Consider the following 21,823-nt stretch of genomic DNA (forward strand, 5'->3'; position numbering starts at 1 on the left):
ACCGTAATTCCCACAGAAGGACATCACAAATGAGCATCACGAGCGATACGGTAAACGAGGTTTTCAAGGGCCAGATCGGCCGGACCTACAAGGACTCGACCCCCTGGTGGCCGGAAACCAAAGGCCCGAAGGAAGACAGCCCGAATATCCTCGTGATCCTTTTTGATGATCTGGGGTTCGGCAGCTTGGGGTGCTACGGCGGCGACGCGGAAACCCCCAATATCGACCGACTGGCCGCGGGGGGTCTTCGCTACAACAACTTCCACACCACGGCCTTGTGCTCTCCCACTCGGGCCTCCCTTCTTACCGGGCGGGACCACCACGCTGTCGGCATGTCGATCATCGCCAATGCCGACAGCGGCTTTCCCAGCAAACGCGGCGCGATCCGGCACAATGCCGGGACGCTGGCCGACATGCTGGCCCCCGAAGGGTACAATTCCTACGCCGTGGGCAAATGGCACCTTGCCCCCGCCGACCAGATGTCGTCCGTCGGCCCTTTTGACCATTGGCCGCTGGGACGCGGGTTCAACAAGTTCTACGGCTTTCTCGAGGCGCTGACCGACCAGTTCCGCCCCTCGCTGGTGCGCGACAACCAGCATATCGAGCCGCCCCGCACGCCGGACGAAGGCTATACGCTGAACGAGGATCTGGCCGACAATGCCTGCAAGTTCCTGACCGATCACGCATCTCTGGCGCCCAACAAGCCGTTCTTCATGTATTACGCGCTGGGGGCGATGCATTCGCCGCATCAGGCGCCGCAGGACTACCTCGACAAGTACAAGGGTCGGTTCGACGAAGGCTGGGACGTGGCGCGCGAACGCCGGCTGGAACGCCAGATCGAGATGGGCATCGTCCCCGAAGGCACCAAGCTTGTGCCGCGCAACGAGGGCGTGGAACCCTGGGACAGCCTCTCCGACGATCAAAAGCGGCTCTATTGCAAGTTCGAAGAAGCCTATGCCGCCTTCCTCGACCACTCCGACAAGGAACTGGGCCGCGTTTTTGCCCACCTTGAAAAACTGGGCAAGCTGGACAACACGGTGATCTTCCTGATGTCCGACAATGGCGCCAGCCAGGAAGGGCAGATCCACGGATCGACCAGCACCACCTTCTACGAGAACATGGATGCGGAATCCTTCGACTACAATCTCGAACGGATCGACCAGATCGGCACCATGCATGCCAAGAACAACTATCCCATCGGCTGGGCGCAGGTCGAGAACACGCCGCTGCGCCGCTACAAGCAGAACACTCATGCCGGCGGCGTTCAGGATCCGCTGATCGTGCACTGGCCCAAGGGGCTCAAGGAAACCGGCATCCGCAGCCAGTTTCATCACGTGATGGACATCGTGCCCACCATCCTCGAGGTGATCGACACGGAGGCCCCTGCCCAGATCAAGGGCATTCCGCAGATGAATATTCATGGCACCAGCATGAAATATTCCTTTGACGACGCGGGCGCCCCCACCCGCAAGAGCGCGCAGATCTTCGAGATGTTCGGCCACCGCGCCATCTGGCACGACGGGTGGAAGGCGGTTGCCTATCACAAGCGCTATTCCGACTACGAAGACGACCAGTGGGAATTGTACCACGTCGCCGAAGACTTCTCGGAAAGCACCGACCTGGCCCGGCAGGAGCCCGAGCGCCTGCGCAAGCTGATCGAATTGTGGTGGGCCGAGGCGGGACGCTACGACGTACTGCCGCTGGACGACCGGGGCTTTGCCGAACGCCGCGCCATGTCGCGCCCGCGGGATGAATCGCCACGGATCCAGCAGGAGTTCGTCTTCTACCCGGGGATGACCAATATTCCCGGTGGCGCCGCGCCCTTTACCCTCGACCGGTCTTACGAGATTGCCGCGCGGGTGCGCGTGCCCGAGGGCGGCGAAGGTGTCATTGCCGCCTGCGGCGGGCTTTGCGGCGGCTATACGCTCTATGTCAAGCAGGGCCGCATCGTCCATGAGTACAACTATTACCAGAAGATGTTCCGCGTCGAAGGTGACGTTCCGGCGGGCGGCGACTGGATCGATATCGTCTACAAGTTCGACAAGACCGGCGTGCGCGAGGGCGAGGGCAGGCTGCTCATCAATGGCCAGGAAACGGCGAGGACCGCGCTGCCCGAGACCTATCGCTATTTCATGGACTGGGAAGGTTTCAGCCTTGGTCGCGACGCGGGTTCGCCCGTCAGCCCGGTCTACGAAGGCCAGCAGGGATTTGCCTTCACGGGCGAGATCGACCGCGTCCGCATCACCCTTGGCAACGATATCGCCGGACCCAACGATTATGAATCCCAGGACTGATGCCATGGTATCGGAGCCGCGCAGTTGCTGCGCCGCTCCGGCCCCCTTGCACCGCCCGTCCCCTCCGACGTCAACGCCGGTGCGGCGGGCGCGGGGTGGGGGCATGATCGACCGGGTGGAACTTCCTGCGGGTGAGGTCATGCTCGGTACGAAGACGCCCCGTATCCCCGGTGACGGTGAGGGGCGGCGCGGTCCGGTTGCGGTTGCGCCATTCGCGATGGCCTGTACGGCGACAACCGTCGCGCAATTCGCGGCTTTCGTGCAGGACACCGGCTATGTCACCGAGGCGGAACGCGCAGGCAGCTCCTTTGTGTTTCACAGCCATGTTGCCGGGGCGGCCCGGGTTCTGGGCGCGCCCTGGGGCACGGAATGGTGGCGGCTGACCGAAGGGGCCAACTGGCGGTTTCCGATGGGCGGGGAGAGCCCCGGGCCCTTGGACCACCCGGTCGTGCATGTCGCGCAGGCCGACGCCATGGCCTTTGCGCAATGGGCCGGCGGGCATCTGCCCAGCGAGGCGGAGTGGGAACATGCCGCGCGCGGTGGCGGGACCGGGGAGAAGACCTTTCCCTGGGGCGATGACGAGCCGCCGGAAGGCGGCGGAGCAGTCTGCCGGATCTTCGAAGGCCGGTTTCCAGACCCGGCGTCAGATAGCGGGACCGTTGCCGCGGATGCGCTGCGGCCCAATCCCATCGGCCTCTACAACATGTGCGGCAACGTCTGGGAATGGACCCGCGACACCTTCTCCAACGAGATGGGCCATGACCCGGGGCGGGCGCTGCTCAAGGGAGGATCGTTCCTCTGCCATGACAGCTACTGCCACCGCTACCGGATTGCCGCCCGCATTGGCGTGCCGCCCGGATCGACCACCGCGCACCAGGGCTTTCGCCTCGCCTTCGATGCTTGACAACCGACACCCCTGACAGGAGGGCCCAATGGGAAAAGAACTTGACGGCAAGACCATCGCCATCACCGGGGCGGCGTCCGGCATCGGGCTGGAATGCGCTCGGGTCTGCCTGGCATCCGGCGCACAGGTGGCGCTGGTCGACCGGGCCGAGGATCTTTTGACGGCCATATGTGTGGACCTGGGCGAGGGCGCGGTGCCGATAGTCACCGACCTTCTGGATCCTGCCAGCGTCGACCGGATGCTGCCGCAGATCCTGGACCGGCTGGGGCACCTCGACGTGTTTCACGCCAATGCCGGCGGCTATGTCGGCGGCGATGTCTCCGAAGGCAACCCGGATGACTGGGACCGGGTGCTGAACCTCAACATCAATGCCGCCTTTCGCACCGTCCGGGCGGTCCTGCCGCACATGAAAGAGCGCCGGACGGGCGACATCATCATGACCAGCTCGATCGCCGGCGTCGTGCCGGTGATGTGGGAGCCGATCTACACCGCGTCGAAACACGCCGTGCAGGCCTTTACCCATACGGTGCGGCGCCAGATGGCCCCGCACGGCATTCGCGTCGGCGCGGTGCTGCCCGGCCCGGTGGTGACAGCGCTGCTGGACGACTGGCCTAAGGCCAAGATGGACGAGGCCCTGGCCAACGGAAGCCTGATGCAGCCCCGGGAGGTTGCCGATTGCGTGCATTTTATGCTGACGCGACCCCGCAACGTCACGGTCCGCGATCTTGTGATCCTGCCCAACAGTGTCGATTTGTGAGGGCGCGATGACAGGTTCTTCTGACCACCCCCCTGTCTTTCTGGGCGTCGACGTCGGCACAGGAAGCGCGCGGGCCGGTGTGTTCGCCGCGGACGGGCGGATGCTGGGCACCGGCAAGCGCGAGATCCGCATCTGGCGCGAGGGAGTCATGGCCGAGCAATCCTCGGACGATATCTGGAATGCGGTCTGCGTGGCGGTCCGCGAAGCGCTGGAGGCGGCCGATGTGCCTGCCGGGGCCGTGGCGGGCATCGGCTTTGACGCGACTTGTTCGCTGGTGGCCGTATCGGATGACGGCACTCCGGTCAGCGTGAGCCCGTCGGGCGATCCTGCCCGCAATATCATCGTCTGGATGGACCAGCGCGCCGCGGCACAGGCGGCGCGGATCAATGCCACCGGGCACCGGGTGCTTGACTACGTGGGCGGCAGCATTTCGCCCGAGATGGAAACGCCCAAGTTGCTGTGGCTGAAAGAGAACCTGCCCGACACCTATGCCGGGGCCGGGCATTTCATGGACCTCGCCGATTACCTGACATGGCGGGCGACCGGCGATCTGAGCCGGTCGAGCTGCACGGTGACGTGCAAATGGACCTATCTCGCGCATGAAGGCGCCTTCGATGCCAGTTACTTCCGGCAGGTTGGCCTGTCCGACCTTTGTGACGGTGATTTCGCCCGGATCGGCCCCAGGGTCGTGGCACCGGGCCAGGCGCTGGGCTCCGGCCTGACGGAAACGGCTGCCGGGGCCTTGGGGCTGGTGGCGGGGATACCCGTGGCCGCCGGGATGATCGACGCCCATGCGGGCGGTGTCGGAACGGTGGGGGCCAAGGGGGCGCCAGCGCAGACACGCATGGCCTATGTCTTTGGCACCTCGGCCTGCACCATGACCTCCTCGTCCCGCGAAACCATCGTGCCCGGCGTCTGGGGGCCGTATTACGGCGCGATGCTGCCTGATCACTGGCTGATCGAAGGCGGTCAATCAGCGGCGGGCGAAGCCATCGCGCACCTGGTGCGGATGCATCCCCATTACCCCGCGACCGAGGCCGCCGCGCGTGACAGGGGGCTTTCGGTCACCGACTACCTGCTGGCGGAAGCGGCCGCGCGGATCGACCGACCGGAAGACGCCGGGCACCTGGCGGGTGACGTGATCGTGGTGCCGGATTTCCTTGGAAACCGGGCGCCGCTGTCCGACCCCTCCGCCCGCGCGATCATTGCCGGGCTTGACCTACGACGCGATCTGGCCTCGCATATCGCGCTCTACATCGCCGGGCTGTGCGGGATCGGCTATGGCCTGCGCCAGATCCTCGATGCCCAGGCCGCCTGTGGCGTGGCCCCCGATACGGTGGTCATCAGTGGCGGGGCCGGGGCCAGTGCCCTCGTCAAGCAGGTGCTGGCCGATGCGGCGGGTATCACCACGGCCGAGCCGACATCGCCCGAGCCGGTGCTGCTGGGCAGCGCGATGCTGGGCGCGGTCGCCGCCGGTCACTTTGACACGCTGGCCACGGCGATGGCCGAGATGTCCAGCCTCGACCGGCGGTTCACGCCCGCAGCAGGCGCGACCCGGGAGATGCAGGCGCGTCGGTATCGACGGTTCACCGCATTGCAGGCGGCCGCGCGAACGCCGGACGGACGGTCCGCATGAAGAAGGATATCCTGATCGGGTTGGATGCGGGCACCTCCGTCATCAAGGCCGTGGCCTTTGATCTGACCGGCCGGCAACTGGGGGTGGCGGGTGTCGGCAACCGGTACCGGACCTCGCCGGACGGGGCCGCCGTGCAGGGCATGGCGCAGACATGGCAACTGGCCGCGCAGATGCTCTATCAGCTGTCAGAGACGATCCCGGACCTGGCCAGCCGGGCGCTGGCGATGGGTGTGACGGCTCAGGGCGACGGCACATGGCTGATCGATGCCGGGGGCGCAGCGGTGGACAACGCGATGCTCTGGCTCGATTCCCGCGCGGTCGAGGAGGCGCGCGCGATCACCGGATCGGATCGGCACGACACGATCTATCGCGCCACGGCAACCGGCGTTAACCTGTGCCAGATGCGGGCGCAGTTACCCTGGCTGCGGCGGACCGCGCCCGGGACGGTGGCCAAGGCGGCCCATGCCCTGCATTGCAAGGAATGGCTGTATTGTTGTCTGACCGGCGAGGCAGTTGCGGACGTCAGCGAAGCGGTTCTGAACTTCGGTGATATCCGCACCCGCGCGTATAGCGACGACGTGATCGCGGCGCTTGGGCTCGATGACCTGCGCCACCTTCTGCCACCGATCGTCGATGGCAGCAGGACCGCGCACAAGCTCACCCAACGCGCCGCCGCCGAAACCGGGTTGCCCGCGGGATTACCTGTCAGCCTTGGCTACATGGATATCGTGACCTCGGGGATTGCCACCGGGCTGTGCGATGCGGCGGTGCGTCCGGGCCTGTCGATCCTCGGCTCAACCGGGGTCCACACCCGCCATGCCGCCACCGTCGATGACATCGTGCTGAACCCGGACAGGACGGGCTATACCGTGGCGCTGGCCGATGGGGCCTTCGGGCAGGTCCAGACCAACATGGCGGCGGCGATCAACATCGACTGGATCGCAGGGATCGCCGGCGACGTGCTGAAATCCGCCGGACACCCGACAGACCAGTCGGACATCCTGGGCGGTTTTGACGCCCTGGTGGCCAGCGCGCGCCCCGGGGCCGCGGCCTATCATCCTTATATTGCGCCCACCGGCGAACGCGGGCCGTTCTCGGACGCGGAGGCCCGGGCGAGCTTTACCGGGCTGGACCGTACGGTCGGCTGGCCCGAGATGGTGCGCGGCGTCTACGAAGGCCTGGCGATGGCGGCGCGCGATTGCTACGCGGCGATGGGCGCCATCCCGGACGAGATACGGGTGGCAGGGGGCGCGGCGCGGTCGGCCCAGCTTGTCCGGATCCTGGCCGCCACCCTCGACCGGCCTGTCCGGGCCGTCGCGCAGGAAGAAACCGGCGCCGCAGGGGCGGCGATGATCGCGGCGGTGCAATCCGGGGTCTTCGGCTCGCTGGAAGAGGCGAGCACCGTCTGGGTCACGCCGCTTCTTTGCGACGCCGTGCCGCCAGACCCGGACCTGACCAGGCTTTACGACGGTCTGTTCCCGGCCTTTCGGGACGGACGACACACCATGCAGCCGCTTTGGCACAGCCAGGCGAGGACAAGGAAAGACATCTCATGACGACGGAAGTTGCGATCATCGGCGACAGGTTCATGCTGTCGGAAACTTTTGAGTCCTACATCCGCGCGGTTTGCGGTGACAAGGTTTCCGTGCGCCGGATGGACTATGACTGGCCCGACGCTCCGCTGGAGCAGGGCTACAAGGGCTCGCGTATCGAAGGCATCCAGGAATTCCAGGGCGACCCGGACGAGGTGGTGGCCCATATCGGCCGCGCACAGGTTGCCGTCATTCACCACGCGCCCCTGTCGGGCGAGATGATGAAGGCCTTGCCCGATCTGAAACTGGTAGCGGTCAGCCGCGGCGGGCCGGTCAACGTCGACATGGCCGCCGCCCAGGCGCAGGGCGTCACCGTGGTCAACACGCCCGGACGGAATGCCAGTGCCGTGGCCGAATTTGCCATCGGCGGCATCATCGCCGAGGTGCGCAACCTTGCCCGCGGCCACGAGGCGCTGCGCAAGGGCGACTACCGCACCGATCTTTATCGGGCGGACGTGACCGGCGACGAGCTGTGCGACATGACCGTCGGCGTCATCGGCTACGGCGAGATCGGCAAGCGGGTGGTCACGTTGTTGCGGGCCTTCGGGTGCCGGATCATTGTCTCCGACCCTTACGTGCAACTGACCGCCGAAGACCTGCGCGCCGGGGTCCAGATGGTGTCCTTCGATCAGATCCTCGCGGGGTCCGACATCGTGACCCTGCATCCACGGGTGACCGAGGAGACCACGGGCATGATGGACGCCACGGCCTTTGCGGCGATGAAGCCGGGCAGCACGCTGATCAATACCGCCCGCGGGCCGCTTGTCGACTATGACGCCTTGATTGCCGCACTGCAAAGCGGGCACCTGCGCGGCGCGATGCTCGAAACCTTTCCGATCGAACCCGTACCGGCGGACTCTCCGCTGCTGACCATGCCCAATGTCACCTTGACCCCGCACATCGCCGGCGCGTCGCTGCGCACCGTGCGGGTCGCGGCAAGCAAGGCGGCAGAAGAAGTGCGCCGCTGGCTTGAAGACGAACCTCCCCTGAACCCTTGCTGAGAGAGCATCATGAAAGATACTGAAACCACCCTCCGTCAATCGCTTGTCGATGCCTGCCAAAGCCTGGCAAAACTGGGGCTGACACAGGGAACCTCCGGCAACGTGTCGGTGCGGAGCGGCGACAGCATGCTGATTTCGCCCTCGGCCACGCCCTACGAGGACCTGACGCCCGAGTTGATCGCCGAAATGCCGCTGGACCGGAACGACGGCACGTGGTCTGGCCCGCTGAAGCCTTCGACCGAGTGGCGCTTTCACCTTGATATGTTGCAGTCGCGTCCGGATGTGAACGCGGTGGTCCATGGCCACCCGACCTATTGCACAGCACTTGCCATCGCCCGGAAATCCATTCCGCGCTGTCACTACATGATCGCGGCCTTTGGTGGCGACGACGTGCGCTGCGCCGGCTATGCGCGCTTTGGCTCGGAAGAACTGTCCACTCTGGTCAAGGAGGCGATGAAGGACCGGACCGCGTGCCTCATGGCCAATCACGGCGCCCTGGCCCTGGGGGCGGATCTGCCCAAGGCCCTGTGGCGCGCCGTTGAGCTGGAGGCAATCGCCCAGCAATACTACCTGTCGCTGTCCATCGGGGGGCCGGTGCTTCTGAGCGAGCAGGATATTGCCGAGACCCACGAGGCCTTTGGCGGCTACGGGCTTCAGGACCAGAAATGACGCGCTGATGCGGCGCGTCCCGTCGGCAGGGTTTTCCGCCCTGCCGTCCGGGATTCCAAGAACTTTCCAGGCAGGACATTCAAGGCATGGCGGACACGCAAGAGGTCGATCTTTTCGTGATCGGTGGCGGGATAAACGGGGCAGGCATCGCCCGCGATGCGGCGGGCCGCGGGTTGAGCGTCGTGCTATGCGAAAAGGACGACTTGGCCGAAGGCACGTCGTCGCGGTCGGGCAAGCTCGTGCATGGCGGGTTGCGGTATCTGGAGTATTTCGAGTTCTCGCTGGTCCGCAAGGCCCTGACCGAGCGCGAGGTCCTGCTGCGCAATGCGCCCCATATCATCTGGCCGATGCGCTTTGTGCTGCCGCATTCCAGGCAGGATCGCCCGGCGTGGCTCGTGCGGTTGGGCCTGTTCCTATATGACCACCTGGGCGGACGCGCCAGGCTGCCCGGAACGCGGGCGCTGGACCTGCGCCGTGCCCCCGAGGGGCAGGCGATCCGCGACGACTTTCGCCGGGGGTTCGAGTATTCCGATTGCTGGGTCGATGACGCGCGGCTGGTGGTGCTGAACGCGATGGATGCGGCCGAGCGCGGGGCCACCATCCTGACCCGGTCGCCCTGTGTCGCGGCGCGGCGTGACAACGGGGCATGGCACGTGACCACCCGGAACGCCGTCACCGGAGAGGTCCGGGACTTCCGGGCGCGTGTCCTCGTCAACGCCGCCGGTCCCTGGGTCGGCGAGGTCATCACCAACGTGGCCGCCTCTGCCAGCCGCCGCAAGGTGCGGCTGGTCAAGGGAAGCCATATCATCGTGCCCAAGTTCTGGCAGGGCGAACAGGCCTACCTCGTGCAGAACCATGACAAGCGGGTAATCTTCGTCAATCCATACCAGGGCGACAAGGCGCTGATCGGCACCACCGACATTGCCTACGAAGGCCGCGCCGAGGATGTGCAGGCCGACGAAAGCGAGATCACCTACCTGATCGACGCGGTGAACCGGTACTTCAAGGAGCAGCTTTCGCGCGATGACGTGCAGGCGGCCTATTCCGGTGTGCGGGCGCTGTTCGACGACGGAAAGGGCAATCCTTCCGCCGTGACACGGGACTACGTTCTCGATCTGGATGAAACGGGCGGGGTGACCTTGCTCAACATCTTTGGCGGCAAGATAACGACTTACCGGGAACTGTCGCAAAAGGCCCTGCATCGTCTGAAGCCCATCTTTCCCGAACTGGGAGGAGACTGGACGGCAGGGGCGCCCTTGCCGGGCGGCGACATGGAGGGCGCGGATTTCGAGCTCTTCGTGAACCAGATGAAAGGCGCGTTTCCCTGGCTTCCGCGTCCGGTGCTGCTTCATTACGCGCGGCTCTATGGCAACCGGATGCGGCATGTGGTGGGCACAGCGTCCTCGGTCGAGGATCTGGGACGCCATTTCGGCGGCGTGCTCTACGAGGCCGAAGCACTTTACCTGCGTCGGTACGAGTGGTCGCAGACTGCACAGGACGTCTTGTGGCGGCGCACCAAGCATCAACTTCACCTGACGCAAACCGAGCAGCTGGAATTTGCCCGATGGTTTGATGGGCCCTCATGCTGATGGCAAGGACATTCGTCTTGGGATGGATACGGCCCGCCGGGGGGAAGGCGCTGCGTCGCGACTTTCAGTCGTGAGGTTCTTGGGGCATCAATTCCAAGACGGTGGCGAAGTGGCGGAATCGTGCGACCGTCGAGGATTTGAAGACGGGCCCGAAGGAGCCGCGTTCACCCATGCTCACCGAAGCGGAGGAGGCGATAATCGTCGCATTCCGGCGACACACGCTGCTGCCGTTGGATGATTGTCTCTATGCCCTTCAGCCGTCGATTCCGCAATCGACCCGGTCGGGACGGCATCGGTGCCTTCAACGGCATGGCATCCCGCGCTTACCGGATGTCACCGGAGACAAGCCAAAGCGACAACGTTTCAAACGATACTCCATCGGATTCTTTCATTGCAACATCACCGAGGTTCAGACGGAGGAGGGCAAGCTCTATCTCTTTGTCTGCATTGACCGGACCAGCAAGTTCGCAGTCACCCAGCTCGTGGACAAGGCGGATCGCAAGATTGCCTGGGAGTTCTTGGAGCACCTGCTAAGAGCCGTTCCCTATCGCATCCATATGATCCTCACGGGCAATGGCATCCAGTTCGCCGGGCAGTCACTATTCACAAGACACGCTATGATACGAGGGAAAACAGACACTTGAACGACCGCAATGCAATCCATTTCTGTCTTCCGGGCCGACCTCGGAGCCTGTAAAACGCTGCGACCACGACAAATGGCGGCTTCGGTGACGCTGCGATGCCCTAATAACGGTCCCTTCGAACGGCAGGTTTGGGCCGGAACTACTTTGCGCGTTTCGCGAGGCCATCGCGGATGTTTTTGATTTCGTCCTCGAGGTGCCCACCACGATAGACAAACGATGTTTCGTGCCTGGCGTATTGGCCCTTTCGATCTGCGCTGAGCCAATTGAAAGAGCCGGCGCAAAGAAGGTCTTTGTCGACAGTCACAATCTTGCTGTGAAGCTTCGGGACCCGATGTACCGCGGCGCCGGTCTCCGAGAACCTGCGCTCAACAGCCTCGATCTGGCTCAGTCCCCCTGCGGCCGGGCCGGTGTTCAGCAGCGGATCGGCAAAGACGTCGATCTCTGCCCCTCGTTGGCGCGCTTTCGCCATGGCATCCAACAGGCCGGTCCGCTCAATCGTTCCAGCGACGACCCAAGGGCTGATGATCATGTATTCCTGACCCTTCTCCAGGAGATCACGGCGTTCGGTGGCGGTGAGCACCGACAACCGCTCTTCAAAGCTGAGGTTCTCGAACGTGGCCCCGGCCCGGCGCTGTTCGTCCAGCGCCTTGGCCATACCGGTGAAGCCGAGGGCCTCCAGCCGGTCGGATGTGGGATGTGTCAGCAAGGGGTTCTCCTTCTCAGTGGTAATAATTCTGACCCCGGATGTTGGGGTGCTGCAGGGGAAGTTCTTCGGCTTCGGGTTCCAGAAAGGCCCGGTCGAGGCCGGTCTTCAGGATCGACCGGATGGAGGACACCGATCGCGCCTTGATCGTCACGCCCCGGCGACAGGCCGCGTCGAGGCGTTCCGGCTCAAAGCTCTTGGCCAGCGACAACACACCCAGGCAGGTGCGGAATCCCTGTTCAGGGTGGGGGCGGTCCTCCATGACGATCTGGCAAAACGCGGCGACGGATGGCCCCAGCTTTTCGGCGCTGGCCAGGATGCGCGCCGGGGTCCATTCGGCATAGCGGCGGTGAGAGGACGGCATGTGGTCAGGCACCGTCACATGGCTGCGTCGCCCGGGATTGCGGGCGTGGCGCCGATGCACCCCGATCCCCTTCACTGTTCGCGTCCCGGACGAAAAGAAAATCGACGATCTGGACGACAAGATCATCGCGGCCGAACTTCCGGGCGTTCTCGCGTGGGCGGTGCGCGGCGCCGTGGACTGGTTGCGCGGGGGGCTCCGGGTGCCGCTGGCGATCAAGGCGGTTGTCGCGCAATACCGAGAGGATACCGACCTCCTTGGCGAATGGCTTGCAGAGAACACCGAACGCGACCCCGAGGGCATGGTGACAGTGATGCAGGCGTATGCCGACTACGCCGAGCATTGCCGGGAGTCGGGCGTGAAGCCGGGCTCGAAGAACAACTTCTCCCGGATCATGACTGACAGGGGGTTCAAGCGCAGCGCAGACACGAAGACCCGGCGCTTCGTCGGTTTCCGGCTCCGGGGCCACCGGGACGATGGGTTTTCCGCGACTGGCGATCCCGAGGCCGACGCCATGATTTGAAGGCATTCGTTTCGGCGCGCTGCCGTGGGGTTGCTGCCGTGGTGGCGTGTTTCAGGCCTCCCGTGTGGCGAGGAAGCGCAAGAAGCGCATTTTGGCCTGTTTTCCATTAAGCCCTATAGGAGTCAGCATAGAAAACTATTGGAGAATGCCCTGAAATGCGCTTCTTGCGCTTCTTTTGCCCCGAAACAGCGTGAAATGCGGCCCGGGTTTACCACGGAGGGGCATGTGCCGGGAGGGCGGCCCAAAACGCTTGGTTTTGGCTATCCCTTTCCCGTGGTGGCACGCTGTCCGGCAGAGAGCAACGACCTCACCCACGGCGCAGAGCCCCGGCGTCCTCCTATTTATGGCAAGATTGGAATCGAGAACCCGGTTGCTGATTTCATCGCAGTTACCCTCGGTACTGAAATTACCGTGAGCATCGAAAAAGTTTGGACAAGCATGGAAACTCGGCCGATTCCCACCACCGGGAAAATAAAAAAATCTGGAGAGTTCTCATATTTCTAGAAAAAATTTGGGGCACCGGGGCTCTGCGCACCCCCTGACGACCCTCCACACCTAGGAAGGACCCGAGCGACCTTGGGCACCCTGCCGCCTTGGTGTCCCGCTAACCCGGACGTGTGGTAGACCCGGCTCATGATCGTCGCCCCGGGGAGGAAAACCGACCGAATGACCGAACGTACGAAAGCTTTCCCGCTCCCGACGCGCCGGAAGCTCTACCGCGCCGAGGCTGCCGCTTATGTCGGTGTGACGGTGGACACGCTCGACTGCATGATTGCTGATGACCTCATGCCCCGGATGATCCGAATTTACTACCGCACTCTCCGGGACGTGCGCGTGCTCGAATCTGCAACCAACGCTCTGCCCGGCAAAGATTGCGGCGACAAGGTGAACGATTGGGATGAGGTGCTGTAACTCTACGGCGCCGCCCCTTCGGATCGTGTGATCCGGCTGCCGCCTTGCCCAGCGCCCAGCGCAACAAGCCCCGCAGCACCATCAATCAATTGTTTACCGAGTCAGCGCAGTCTTCACATCAAAATTCCGCTTTTGTTCTTGTTTTCACGTGTCGAATGTCGCAAAAATGAGAAAAATCGACCCAGAGGGACCGCGCAGATGCTAGATGAACCCCGTTCCGACTTCGCCCGCCTCCGCGAGCGCGCGGGCTTGTCTGTGGAGGCGCTGGCGCCCCTCATGGGCTATTCGCCCGCAACCCTCTACCGCTGGGAGCGGGGCGAGGCCATGCCCCGGCAAGCGGCGCTCGTGGTGCTGGAAGACCTCGTGAATAAGCGCGGCGCGACCGAGCCCGAGAAGCCCGCCTTCCGGTTCATTGACCTTTTTGCAGGGATTGGCGGAATTCGCCGTGGGTTCGAGCCTCTGGGCGGGAAATGCGTCTTCACATCCGAATGGGATCGGTTCGCCAAGACCACTTATGCGGCGAACTTCCCCCATGACGATCACGAGATTTCGGGGGACATTACCAAGACCGAGGCGAAGGACATTCCCGAGCACGACCTTCTACTTGCGGGCTTTCCGTGCCAGCCGTTCAGCATCGCCGGAGTAAGCAAGAAGAACGCGCTGGGCCGCGCCCACGGTTTCGCGGACGAGACGCAGGGCACCCTGTTCTTCGATGTGGCCCGGATCATTTCCGAGCACCGGCCCAAGGCGTTCCTGCTTGAGAACGTGAAGAACCTTGTGAATCACGACAAGGGGCGCACGTTCGAGGTGATCATGCGCTCCCTGCGTGACCTCGGATATCACGTCCCCACGCCGCGCGTGATCAACGCCAAGGGCTATGTCCCCCAGCATCGGGAACGCATCCTGATTGCCGGTTTCCGGGAGGAGTGCGATTTCTCGTTTGATGATCTGGACGTGCCTTCGCCTCTCAACGGGCCGAAGCTCGGGACGATCCTGCACCCCGAAGACGGCACCGAGAAGGGGCCGGACAAGCACTATACGGATGCCAAAGGCCGGGTGAGCGAAAAATACACCCTGACCGATCACCTCTGGCAGTATCTGCAAGACTACGCGGCTAAGCATCGGGCGGCCGGGAACGGGTTCGGCTTCGGGCTCGTGGGCCGGGGAGACGCGGCGCGCACCCTCTCGGCCCGCTACTACAAAGACGGCTCGGAAATCCTGATTGACCGGGGCGAAGGACATAACCCGCGCCGCCTGACCCCCCGGGAATGCGCCCGCTTGATGGGGTTCGACAAGCCCGGCGAGTCCAAGTTCATTATCCCGGTTTCTGACACGCAGGCTTATAAGCAATTTGGGAATTCGGTGGCTGTGCCGGTAATCGAGGCGGTAGCGCGGCACATGCTGCCCTATATCGCGGCCGAGGCGGCGCAGGATCAAGAGCACCTGCAAAGGCGGTTGCCCCTCGTTGGCTGACGTGGTGGACGCCGCGACCCGCTCCCGGATGATGGCGGGAATCCGGGGCAAGGACACGCGGCCCGAAATGATCCTGCGGCGGGGGCTCCATGCCCGGGGCTTCCGCTACAGGCTGCATGACCGGCGCTTGCCCGGCTCGCCGGATATGGTGTTCCCCGGGCGCCGCGCGGTGATCTTCATTCACGGGTGCTTCTGGCACGGGCACGGCTGCCCCCTGTTCCGGCTGCCCGCCACGCGGCGCGAGTTTTGGAAGGCGAAGATAGAGGGCAACCGCGCCCGGGACGAGGCCGCCGAGGCCGCCCTTTTGGCTGATGGGTGGCGGGTGCTGACAATCTGGGAATGCGCCCTCAAGGGGCGGGAGCGGCTGCCTGTGGACGAGGTGCTAGACCGGGCAGCGGATTGGCTGGCCAATGGCCCGATAGAAGAAACGGTTGCGGGAGGGGCGATTGGCAGTTTCTGATTTCACGGATTGGCTCGGTGTTTTCTGCGCGCCCGGGGTGGCCCTTTTCGTGAAGCGCCTTTCGGGCAACGACACGCTGGCAAACGGGACTCATCAGGCAGGGCCATACATCCCAAAAGACTTTCTGTTTCGCATCTTCCCGATGATAAACCGGACGGATGAGAAGAACCCCGATCACCGCTTTGAACTGGCCGTCGACTCCCACATGGACGCGCGGGAAGTACGGGTGATCTATTACAACTCGAAGCGCCACGAGGGGAAACCGAATGGGCGCGACGAAACCCGGTTGACCAATTTCGGGGGTGGGGCCTTGGCGCTTTTGGACCCGGAAAGCACGGGCGCCCTTGCGGTCTTCGCCTTCCCGCTGGACGAGAACGGCACCGCGATAAGCTGCCATGTCTGGGTGTGCCGCCACGAGACCGAGGAGGATATTGCCGAGGAGCGGTTCGGGCCGATTGAGCCCGGCCGCTTCGTCATGTGGTCCCCCGAACAACCCGGACTGTTCCCACCCTATATCGCCGGGCGCGCGAGTTGCTGGCTTGAACCTGCCGAGATTCCGCCCGCATGGCTGGCGCAGTTCCCGACCGGTGCCGAGATCGTTCGCAAGACGGTGGAGCTTCGCCCCGAGAACGGCACCCCGCCAGACCGGCGGCTCCTGCGCCGCCGGGAATGTGAGTTTGAAATCTTCCGCAGCGTGGAGGAGGCGATAGAGCTTCCCGCGATCAAGGCGGGCTTCGCCACCTTGGACGATTTCATTTCCCGCGCGCAGACCGTCCTTCAACGGCGCAAGGCACGCTCAGGGCGCTCGCTTGAACTACACACCCGGGAAATCCTGCTAGAAGAACGGTTCCGCGAGGGCGCGGATTTCGAGCACGGGCCGCAATCGGAACCGGGTAAGCGACCTGACTTCCTTTTCCCCTCGCAGGCCGCCTATCGTGATCCGAGCTTTCCTACGGCCCGATTGCGGATGCTTGCCACCAAGACCACATGCCGCGACCGCTGGCGGCAGGTTCTGAACGAGGCAGACCGGATTGCGGTGAAGCACCTCCTAACCTTGCAGGAGGGCGTTTCCGAGGCGCAGTTCCGGGAAATGACTCAGGCGAACGTGCAACTCGTGGTGCCGGAACCGCTGATCGGCAAGTTCCCGGCCAGCATCCGTACCGACATTCAAACGCTTGAGAGTTTCATGGGCGATTTGCGGCTAACAATGGTGAGTTAAATGGAAAAATACGGAAAATCATGTCATCAATAACTGTCTCAGATACCAAAGCTTTTCTGACCAAATGCATCTCGAGTCTTAATGACAATAAGTTGCATGGTATGAGGGCTGAAGCCTCATTTCGCGCTCATATCAAATCTCTCGGAGCAACGGATCGCGTCTCTCCGGGTGGCTGGATATTTCGCAAGAAGGGCCAGCTGGATTTTGGTGAAAGCACCGTCGCAGTCTTTCCACACACGATCATCCCGGGGAAGAACTACTCTGCTTTGCCTAGTCGGAGTGACGTCCCATTTCCGCCTCATACAATCTGTGCGACGATGCATCAGATTGGAATTAATAGTTACTACGCCCATCCCGTTCTTGCAAAAGGAGCGAGTCCGGAGGCGCTTGAGTGGCGGTTTATCCAACTGGGTGTTCCTTGGCTAACCAACTTTGTTCTCGTTGATGATGCATTTTCGGGATTCCTCGTTCGGTCGAAAAAATATAACTACCTTCGCTACAAAACGAACGTTTCTTCGCTATCAAGTTCGGATTGCATGGTGCAGTTCTCCCACGAAAGCGTCAGAATTTTTATTGAGAACAAATTCATGGCCGAGACCTCTGATATAGACGCGATTGTCTGGGGCGACCGATATACTTATCCGATGGAAATCAAGGAGAAGGTGGTTGCGCAAGATAATGATATTGGCGAGTGGTTTGGTCTGGATACGGGGCCATTTGTGAAGTTGGCACACTATGCGGCGAGAAAAGGAAATCTGCACTCTCTCTTTGTCGTGAGAGAGATTGAGGATCAGAAAACCCGCTTATTCAAACAGTGGCTTGTAACCGAGTTCGACCAACTCGCTCAGTGGGCTTCATGGGTGCCGCGCAGCGGTGGTCCGGGCATGGGTGGGGCAAGTAGTATGGTTGTGCGGGTGCCTCGTAAAGCCTTCCGGGTGCTCGACGCAAAGGCTCTGTCAGAAATTTAACCTACTGGACCAACTATGCGCGGTGGGCTCAGTTTGTGGTTATTTTTCGTCCTTCCACCTGCCTTCTGACTTCGGAAGCCAATTCGAGCACCCGTAACTACGCGCCTTTTACCTTTTCTGTTTTAAGAAGTTTTCGAAGTGAAAGTCGAGGCTTTTGGGGGATACTTCATCGGTGACGGTTTTGCCGCGAAGGCTCTGGTAATCCGGGGATGCGATCCGGTCTGAAACCTCAATAGCCTTGGTCTCAGGGTTGATCGAAATCAGGTGCGCGTCAAAGAGCTTGTGAACGTCGCTCCGCAACAGAAGGCCGTTCTCAGACTTGTCCCGGTCGGCAAACCGCTCGGCGTAGGGGATGATATGGGCGGCTTCCAGTACCGAAAGCTCGCTCGTTCCGGTGATCGCGCAGCGGTTCGGGCGCTTGCGCAATAGTGCCTGCCGGAACGCGCTCTGATATCGCCGCAATACCACTTGGCGCAGGGCGGTGGCGTCTTCGATCTTCTCAAGGTTCAGGGGCTCGTGCGGGTCCGGGTTCTGGTTTTCATATTGCGCGATCTTGTGGGCCTTTTCCCGAACGGCGGACAGAAGCGAGTCCACATCGCTATCCAAGATCGGCCAAATCCGGCTGTGGCGGCTTGCTCCTATACTGGCAATGAACGTCCCGTCATTCTTGTGCGCTTCCAAGAGTTCCTTCCCAACGGGGCGCTCGAAGAACACCGCGTCCAGCACCCGGGCGCGGCGATCCGGCTGCATGGGGCCGAACTCAACCACGGCCGTCAAACCCCGTCCGCGTTCGCCGTCCTTCTCCTCCTCATGCAGCCACACGAGGCCCCGGAAGCCCTTGGTCAGAATCGCATCGGCATAGCTGTTCTCTCTGTGAAGCTCGGGCAGGGCTGTATCCCTACCGACCCAGCTTTCGGCCGTGGGGCGAACGTCCGGCTCTCCGAATAGCTCGATTGCGCTGGATTTGACGAAGAACTGAATGTCCTGCTGTCGGAACTCCTGCACCTTGCTCGCCCCGAGCTTCAACCGCTCCTGCGCTGCGGCGATCACGTCCGGGGTGAACCGCTCCGGGTATTTGATGACCAAGGCTTCATAGCTATGATCCGGGTCAACCTCCTCGAACCCGGCGGAGGCGTTCAAGACTCGGCTGGAAATCACCGAGACCGCGCCCAATGCGTTGATGTCCCGGGGTTCATACCCGAGGCCCGCCCGCTGGCCTTGGTTGCGCTTGACCTCCTGCCAATGATCGTAAGCCCGGGCTAGATCGTTTTCCAACGGATCGGCGCTTCCTCGCAGGGCTTTCATCACTTCGGACATGCGGTCTCCTGCGCGCGGCGCTTCTGGGCGGGATTCTCAGGATTTCGACAAACGCCCGGAATTTCAAACGGAAATCGGCTGCGCGGCAGTCAAGCCGCCCGAGCGAGGCGCCTTTTCCGTGTGCAATCCCGCGCGAAGTTGAATCGTGCGCATGGTGATGACTCCGTAATGAGTCCTGCCATAAGGCGAGAGGCCGCCTGAAGCGACCTGCTGCCTATATCTCTGATTTTATTTAGAGATTTTGGCTCCGGCGGTAGGGGATGTGAAGTCGTCCAGCACTTTGTTTATATGAGGAAAATTCACACACCGAAGGCGCGAAAGGGTCCGAAAAGGGTCCGCTCCAGAGTGGGCAATGAGGACGCAAAATGGCCTCCTTTGCCACGCCAAGACAGTGAGACAGTAAGACGGTGAGACACGCGAAAACTCTTATAGATGGGGCCAATCATCCGCTCGCCGAAACCGTTGATCGAGAAGGTTCTGCGCCTGTGTTCCTATGGTCAGGTGGGCCGGATGGATGCAGAGGCGATTGTGACACTTGTGGCGTACAACGCTCCGTTTCATGGGTAACTCCCCGCTAATGCCCCAAGCAACGAGCTGATAGACCTTTTGGCGACGACCCCGCCAGAAAATGCGCTGAGGCTGGCTTGCTGTCGTGGTCCCGTTTCTTCCAGTCATAGTGAGGCATTCGGACGAGGTGAGAATAGATTTTTCCAATTGGTGCCGTATGTTTAACGCCAATTCTTCAGAAAAATCCGTATAAGTCTCGGCCCACCATGCTCTGGTTTTTTTGGGCTCGAGATCAGGGAAAGGATCGCCATCGAAATTTCGACAAGCTTCGAGACACGATTGCTGAGTTTGGGCCGCGATCAGTGAAGGTATTCTGCTATTGCAAGTCATCTTCGACCCGGAGGAACGTGCCCGCTGCGTTGGCACCAACGCCCACAGACTGCTGCCAGTTGCGGTAACTTGAATGGGAACAGCTGTCGAGGAAAGGGCCGGGTTCTTCGCTATGGTCCTGCGAATTAAAGGAATCACGATCACGCAAGAGGCTGCGATCGAGCTTATTCTCCAGCAGCGTTTTCCAAGTTGAATTGATGAACGTCAGCAGTGGGAACCATTCGAACCCGTTTTCAACGGCACCGTCTAGGGTTGCTGCCAAGTCGCTGGAGTGTACGCGCCCGTCCTGAATGAGCAGATCTTTTTTGCGCCATATCCGTTGTTGTCTTTTGTCCCAGCGTAGCCGGTCGTCCTCCCAGCCGAGGCGAACCAAAGCATTGCGCAGCGAGTTATCATTTCTAGCGCCAACATACTTCGCGAGTGAGCGGAAGTCGGCACTGGGTATGATGGATACCTTGAACTCTGCCAGCAGAGCTTCGAGCGTTTCGTCATTTTCATTGCCGGACAGCGCCTGCAATTCCTGCATGATAGGTGTAGCGTTTTCTTGGAACTTCATGCTTTTGGAGTTGAACGCAGGCGAAATCTGACGGTGCATGAACGCTGCGTAGAGTGCCGCCAGTTTTTCTGGCTCGCTGATCTGCTCCATCACGTCGCCGACGAGATCGGTGAAATCGTCGCTGCGTGGGCCTTGAGCGTGGCCCTCATGGCTCATTTCGATAATGTAGTATCGGCGTTCGCCACCTTCCAGCCAGAGCGGTTTATGGTTGGTGGTGAAGAGGAAGCACGCCTTGATCGGGATCGTCTTGGTTGGTTGGTACTTGGGCTCGACCGTTGTCCGATCACTGGTGATCAGGTCTTTTAGCTTGTTCCCTGTCGGCGAGTGACTGCTGATGTGGACTTCTTCGGCAATGATCAGCTTCTTGTCGAGAACCCTATCGGCGTGCTTGGCGACCAGTTTATCAACACCGTCGAGTTTTGCGGTGTTTGCCGCCCCGAACAGAGCCTCCAAGACCACACCGATGGTCGATTTTCCCGTTCCTTTTTCTTCAGAAAACAGGAGGATCGCCCAGTTCGGTTTCTCGGCTTCGTGCTGGAGCGACCACGCTATCCAATCGAGCAGCATGGTCTGCTGTTTTTCATCGGCGATAGCGAAGTTCAGGAACGGCTGAAACGCACCGAAGTCGGACGCCTCTTGGTGTTGACGATAATCAGGCTTTGACCAACTGTTTATGTCCCAGAGATTGTTCCGGTACAGTCGATTGGACGGATTGCCCGGTGCGGGATATGTCTTACCGGACCACGGACCGAAACTCATCCGAGGGTCTGCCGGTGCCGCTTCAATACACGCTTGAACCAAGTCGTAGGAATTCTTTTCAATCTGTGGCGCGAACGGCGTGTCGTGATAGAAATCATGGAGCATTGGAACAGCGACTTTGGGGAGGTCCATCAACCCAAGTCGGCTCTCTGGATCATCCACCTTGATGAACTTGTTGTCGGAACTGACGAACCAACTGGCCAACTCCATGCGGATTTCATCGCGGCGGTTCTCCGCAGTCGGTTTCTTTGCCGTTGGTGGTTTTCGGGTCGCAGGATGCCATGCCACACCAGACAGCATATCTTTCTGATGGCGCTCGAGAACAATCTCCTGCCATCGCGTCAACGACGGGAGATCATCCTCGTCACTGAGTTCGCACGCCTCGGTATCACCAAGAACGTCTACAAGGTTGTCATCGTCCGAGATTGCTTCGTCGGTCATGTGAGGGTTTTCCACCAAGCGAGGCATGTCAACAAGCGTCAATGCGCATATGTAGACGAAATCTCTATGCGTAGGCGGAAGGCGGTCGCTGGTGGATCCATCTCCAGAGCCCATGCGCATGTTCGATAATCGAAATTTGTTGCGCAGA

General features: G+C 61.8%; 19 protein-coding genes and 2 pseudogenes. 16 read left to right on the top strand and 5 right to left on the bottom strand.

Going from position 1 to position 21,823, the window contains the following annotated elements:
- Positions 1-29: 29 nt before the first annotated feature.
- The 9 genes and pseudogenes from VOI21_RS05295 to VOI21_RS05335 all read left to right on the top strand — a co-directional run.
- The gene (locus VOI21_RS05295) at positions 30-2,294 is read left to right on the top strand and encodes an arylsulfatase (protein WP_323768466.1); all 2,265 of its coding nucleotides are present in this window, start codon (positions 30-32) and stop codon (positions 2,292-2,294) included.
- A gap of 103 nt (positions 2,295-2,397) precedes the next feature.
- A complete protein-coding gene (locus VOI21_RS05300) occupies positions 2,398-3,198 on the top strand; it encodes an SUMF1/EgtB/PvdO family nonheme iron enzyme (RefSeq protein WP_323768468.1) in 801 nt (266 codons plus the stop codon).
- Positions 3,199-3,226: 28 nt separating this feature from the next.
- Positions 3,227-3,955: an SDR family oxidoreductase gene (locus VOI21_RS05305; protein ID WP_323768470.1), complete on the top strand. Its 729-nt coding sequence runs from the start codon at positions 3,227-3,229 to the stop codon at positions 3,953-3,955.
- A gap of 7 nt (positions 3,956-3,962) precedes the next feature.
- Positions 3,963-5,591 (top strand): FGGY-family carbohydrate kinase, encoded by a 1,629-nt coding sequence (locus VOI21_RS05310; protein WP_323768471.1) that lies wholly within the window; start codon positions 3,963-3,965, stop codon positions 5,589-5,591.
- On the top strand, positions 5,588-7,147 hold the full coding sequence (locus tag VOI21_RS05315) for an FGGY-family carbohydrate kinase (protein WP_323768473.1): 1,560 nt from the start codon (positions 5,588-5,590) through the stop codon (positions 7,145-7,147). Before VOI21_RS05310 ends, VOI21_RS05315 begins: the two co-directional genes overlap by 4 nt.
- The gene (locus tag VOI21_RS05320; protein WP_323768475.1) at positions 7,144-8,184 is read left to right on the top strand and encodes a 2-hydroxyacid dehydrogenase; all 1,041 of its coding nucleotides are present in this window, start codon (positions 7,144-7,146) and stop codon (positions 8,182-8,184) included. The genes VOI21_RS05315 and VOI21_RS05320 overlap by 4 nt, the downstream gene beginning before the upstream one ends.
- A 9-nt stretch (positions 8,185-8,193) precedes the next feature.
- Positions 8,194-8,853: a class II aldolase/adducin family protein gene (locus tag VOI21_RS05325; RefSeq protein ID WP_323768477.1), complete on the top strand. Its 660-nt coding sequence runs from the start codon at positions 8,194-8,196 to the stop codon at positions 8,851-8,853.
- 86 nt (positions 8,854-8,939) lie between these two features.
- Positions 8,940-10,442, top strand: a complete 1,503-nt coding sequence (locus tag VOI21_RS05330) for a glycerol-3-phosphate dehydrogenase (protein ID WP_323768479.1) — start codon at positions 8,940-8,942, stop codon at positions 10,440-10,442.
- Between the two features lie 80 nt (positions 10,443-10,522).
- Positions 10,523-11,038, top strand: a pseudogene (locus VOI21_RS05335) (IS481 family transposase); the annotation flags it as partial.
- A gap of 187 nt (positions 11,039-11,225) precedes the next feature.
- On the opposite strand, the gene VOI21_RS05340 reads toward VOI21_RS05335, so the two are convergent.
- Together VOI21_RS05340 and VOI21_RS05345 are read right to left on the bottom strand one after the other, a co-directional pair.
- Positions 11,226-11,792: a phospholipase D-like domain-containing protein gene (locus tag VOI21_RS05340; RefSeq protein WP_323768481.1), complete on the bottom strand. Its 567-nt coding sequence runs from the start codon at positions 11,790-11,792 to the stop codon at positions 11,226-11,228.
- Positions 11,793-11,805: 13 nt separating this feature from the next.
- Positions 11,806-12,201, bottom strand: a pseudogene (locus tag VOI21_RS05345) (IS21 family transposase); the annotation flags it as partial.
- On the opposite strand from VOI21_RS05345, the gene VOI21_RS05350 reads away from it, so the two are divergent.
- The 7 genes from VOI21_RS05350 to VOI21_RS05380 all read left to right on the top strand — a co-directional run bounded on the left by VOI21_RS05350 (position 12,152) and on the right by VOI21_RS05380 (position 17,705).
- On the top strand, positions 12,152-12,673 hold the full coding sequence (locus VOI21_RS05350; RefSeq protein WP_323769275.1) for a hypothetical protein: 522 nt from the start codon (positions 12,152-12,154) through the stop codon (positions 12,671-12,673). The pseudogene VOI21_RS05345 and the gene VOI21_RS05350 overlap by 50 nt on opposite strands.
- 24 nt (positions 12,674-12,697) lie before the next feature.
- Positions 12,698-13,177 (top strand): hypothetical protein, encoded by a 480-nt coding sequence (locus VOI21_RS05355; RefSeq protein ID WP_323768483.1) that lies wholly within the window; start codon positions 12,698-12,700, stop codon positions 13,175-13,177.
- 162 nt (positions 13,178-13,339) lie between these two features.
- Complete coding sequence (locus VOI21_RS05360) at positions 13,340-13,585, top strand: hypothetical protein (RefSeq protein WP_323768485.1); 246 nt, start codon at positions 13,340-13,342, stop codon at positions 13,583-13,585.
- A gap of 198 nt (positions 13,586-13,783) precedes the next feature.
- Complete coding sequence (gene dcm, locus VOI21_RS05365) at positions 13,784-15,058, top strand: DNA (cytosine-5-)-methyltransferase (protein ID WP_323768488.1); 1,275 nt, start codon at positions 13,784-13,786, stop codon at positions 15,056-15,058.
- Between the two features lies 1 nt (position 15,059).
- Positions 15,060-15,518 (top strand): very short patch repair endonuclease, encoded by a 459-nt coding sequence (locus tag VOI21_RS05370; RefSeq protein WP_323769260.1) that lies wholly within the window; start codon positions 15,060-15,062, stop codon positions 15,516-15,518.
- The gene (locus tag VOI21_RS05375) at positions 15,505-16,737 is read left to right on the top strand and encodes a type II restriction endonuclease (protein ID WP_323768490.1); all 1,233 of its coding nucleotides are present in this window, start codon (positions 15,505-15,507) and stop codon (positions 16,735-16,737) included. Before VOI21_RS05370 ends, VOI21_RS05375 begins: the two co-directional genes overlap by 14 nt.
- 101 nt (positions 16,738-16,838) lie before the next feature.
- A complete protein-coding gene (locus VOI21_RS05380; protein WP_323768492.1) occupies positions 16,839-17,705 on the top strand; it encodes a hypothetical protein in 867 nt (288 codons plus the stop codon).
- A gap of 108 nt (positions 17,706-17,813) precedes the next feature.
- Here the strand turns inward: VOI21_RS05380 and VOI21_RS05385 are convergent, their stop codons facing one another.
- The 3 genes from VOI21_RS05385 to VOI21_RS05395 form a co-directional block, all read right to left on the bottom strand.
- Entirely contained in the window at positions 17,814-19,022 is a 1,209-nt protein-coding gene (locus VOI21_RS05385; protein WP_323768494.1) for an HNH endonuclease signature motif containing protein, read from the bottom strand.
- Positions 19,023-19,448: 426 nt separating this feature from the next.
- On the bottom strand, positions 19,449-19,919 hold the full coding sequence (locus VOI21_RS24210; RefSeq protein WP_416358956.1) for an HNH endonuclease: 471 nt from the start codon (positions 19,917-19,919) through the stop codon (positions 19,449-19,451).
- Positions 19,906-21,675, bottom strand: a complete 1,770-nt coding sequence (locus tag VOI21_RS05395; protein ID WP_323768498.1) for a primase-helicase family protein — start codon at positions 21,673-21,675, stop codon at positions 19,906-19,908. Before VOI21_RS05395 ends, VOI21_RS24210 begins: the two co-directional genes overlap by 14 nt.
- Between the last annotated feature and the right edge of the window lie 148 nt (positions 21,676-21,823).

Source organism: Antarctobacter sp., assembly GCF_034670325.1.
Taxonomy (GTDB): Bacteria; Pseudomonadota; Alphaproteobacteria; order Rhodobacterales; family Rhodobacteraceae; genus Antarctobacter.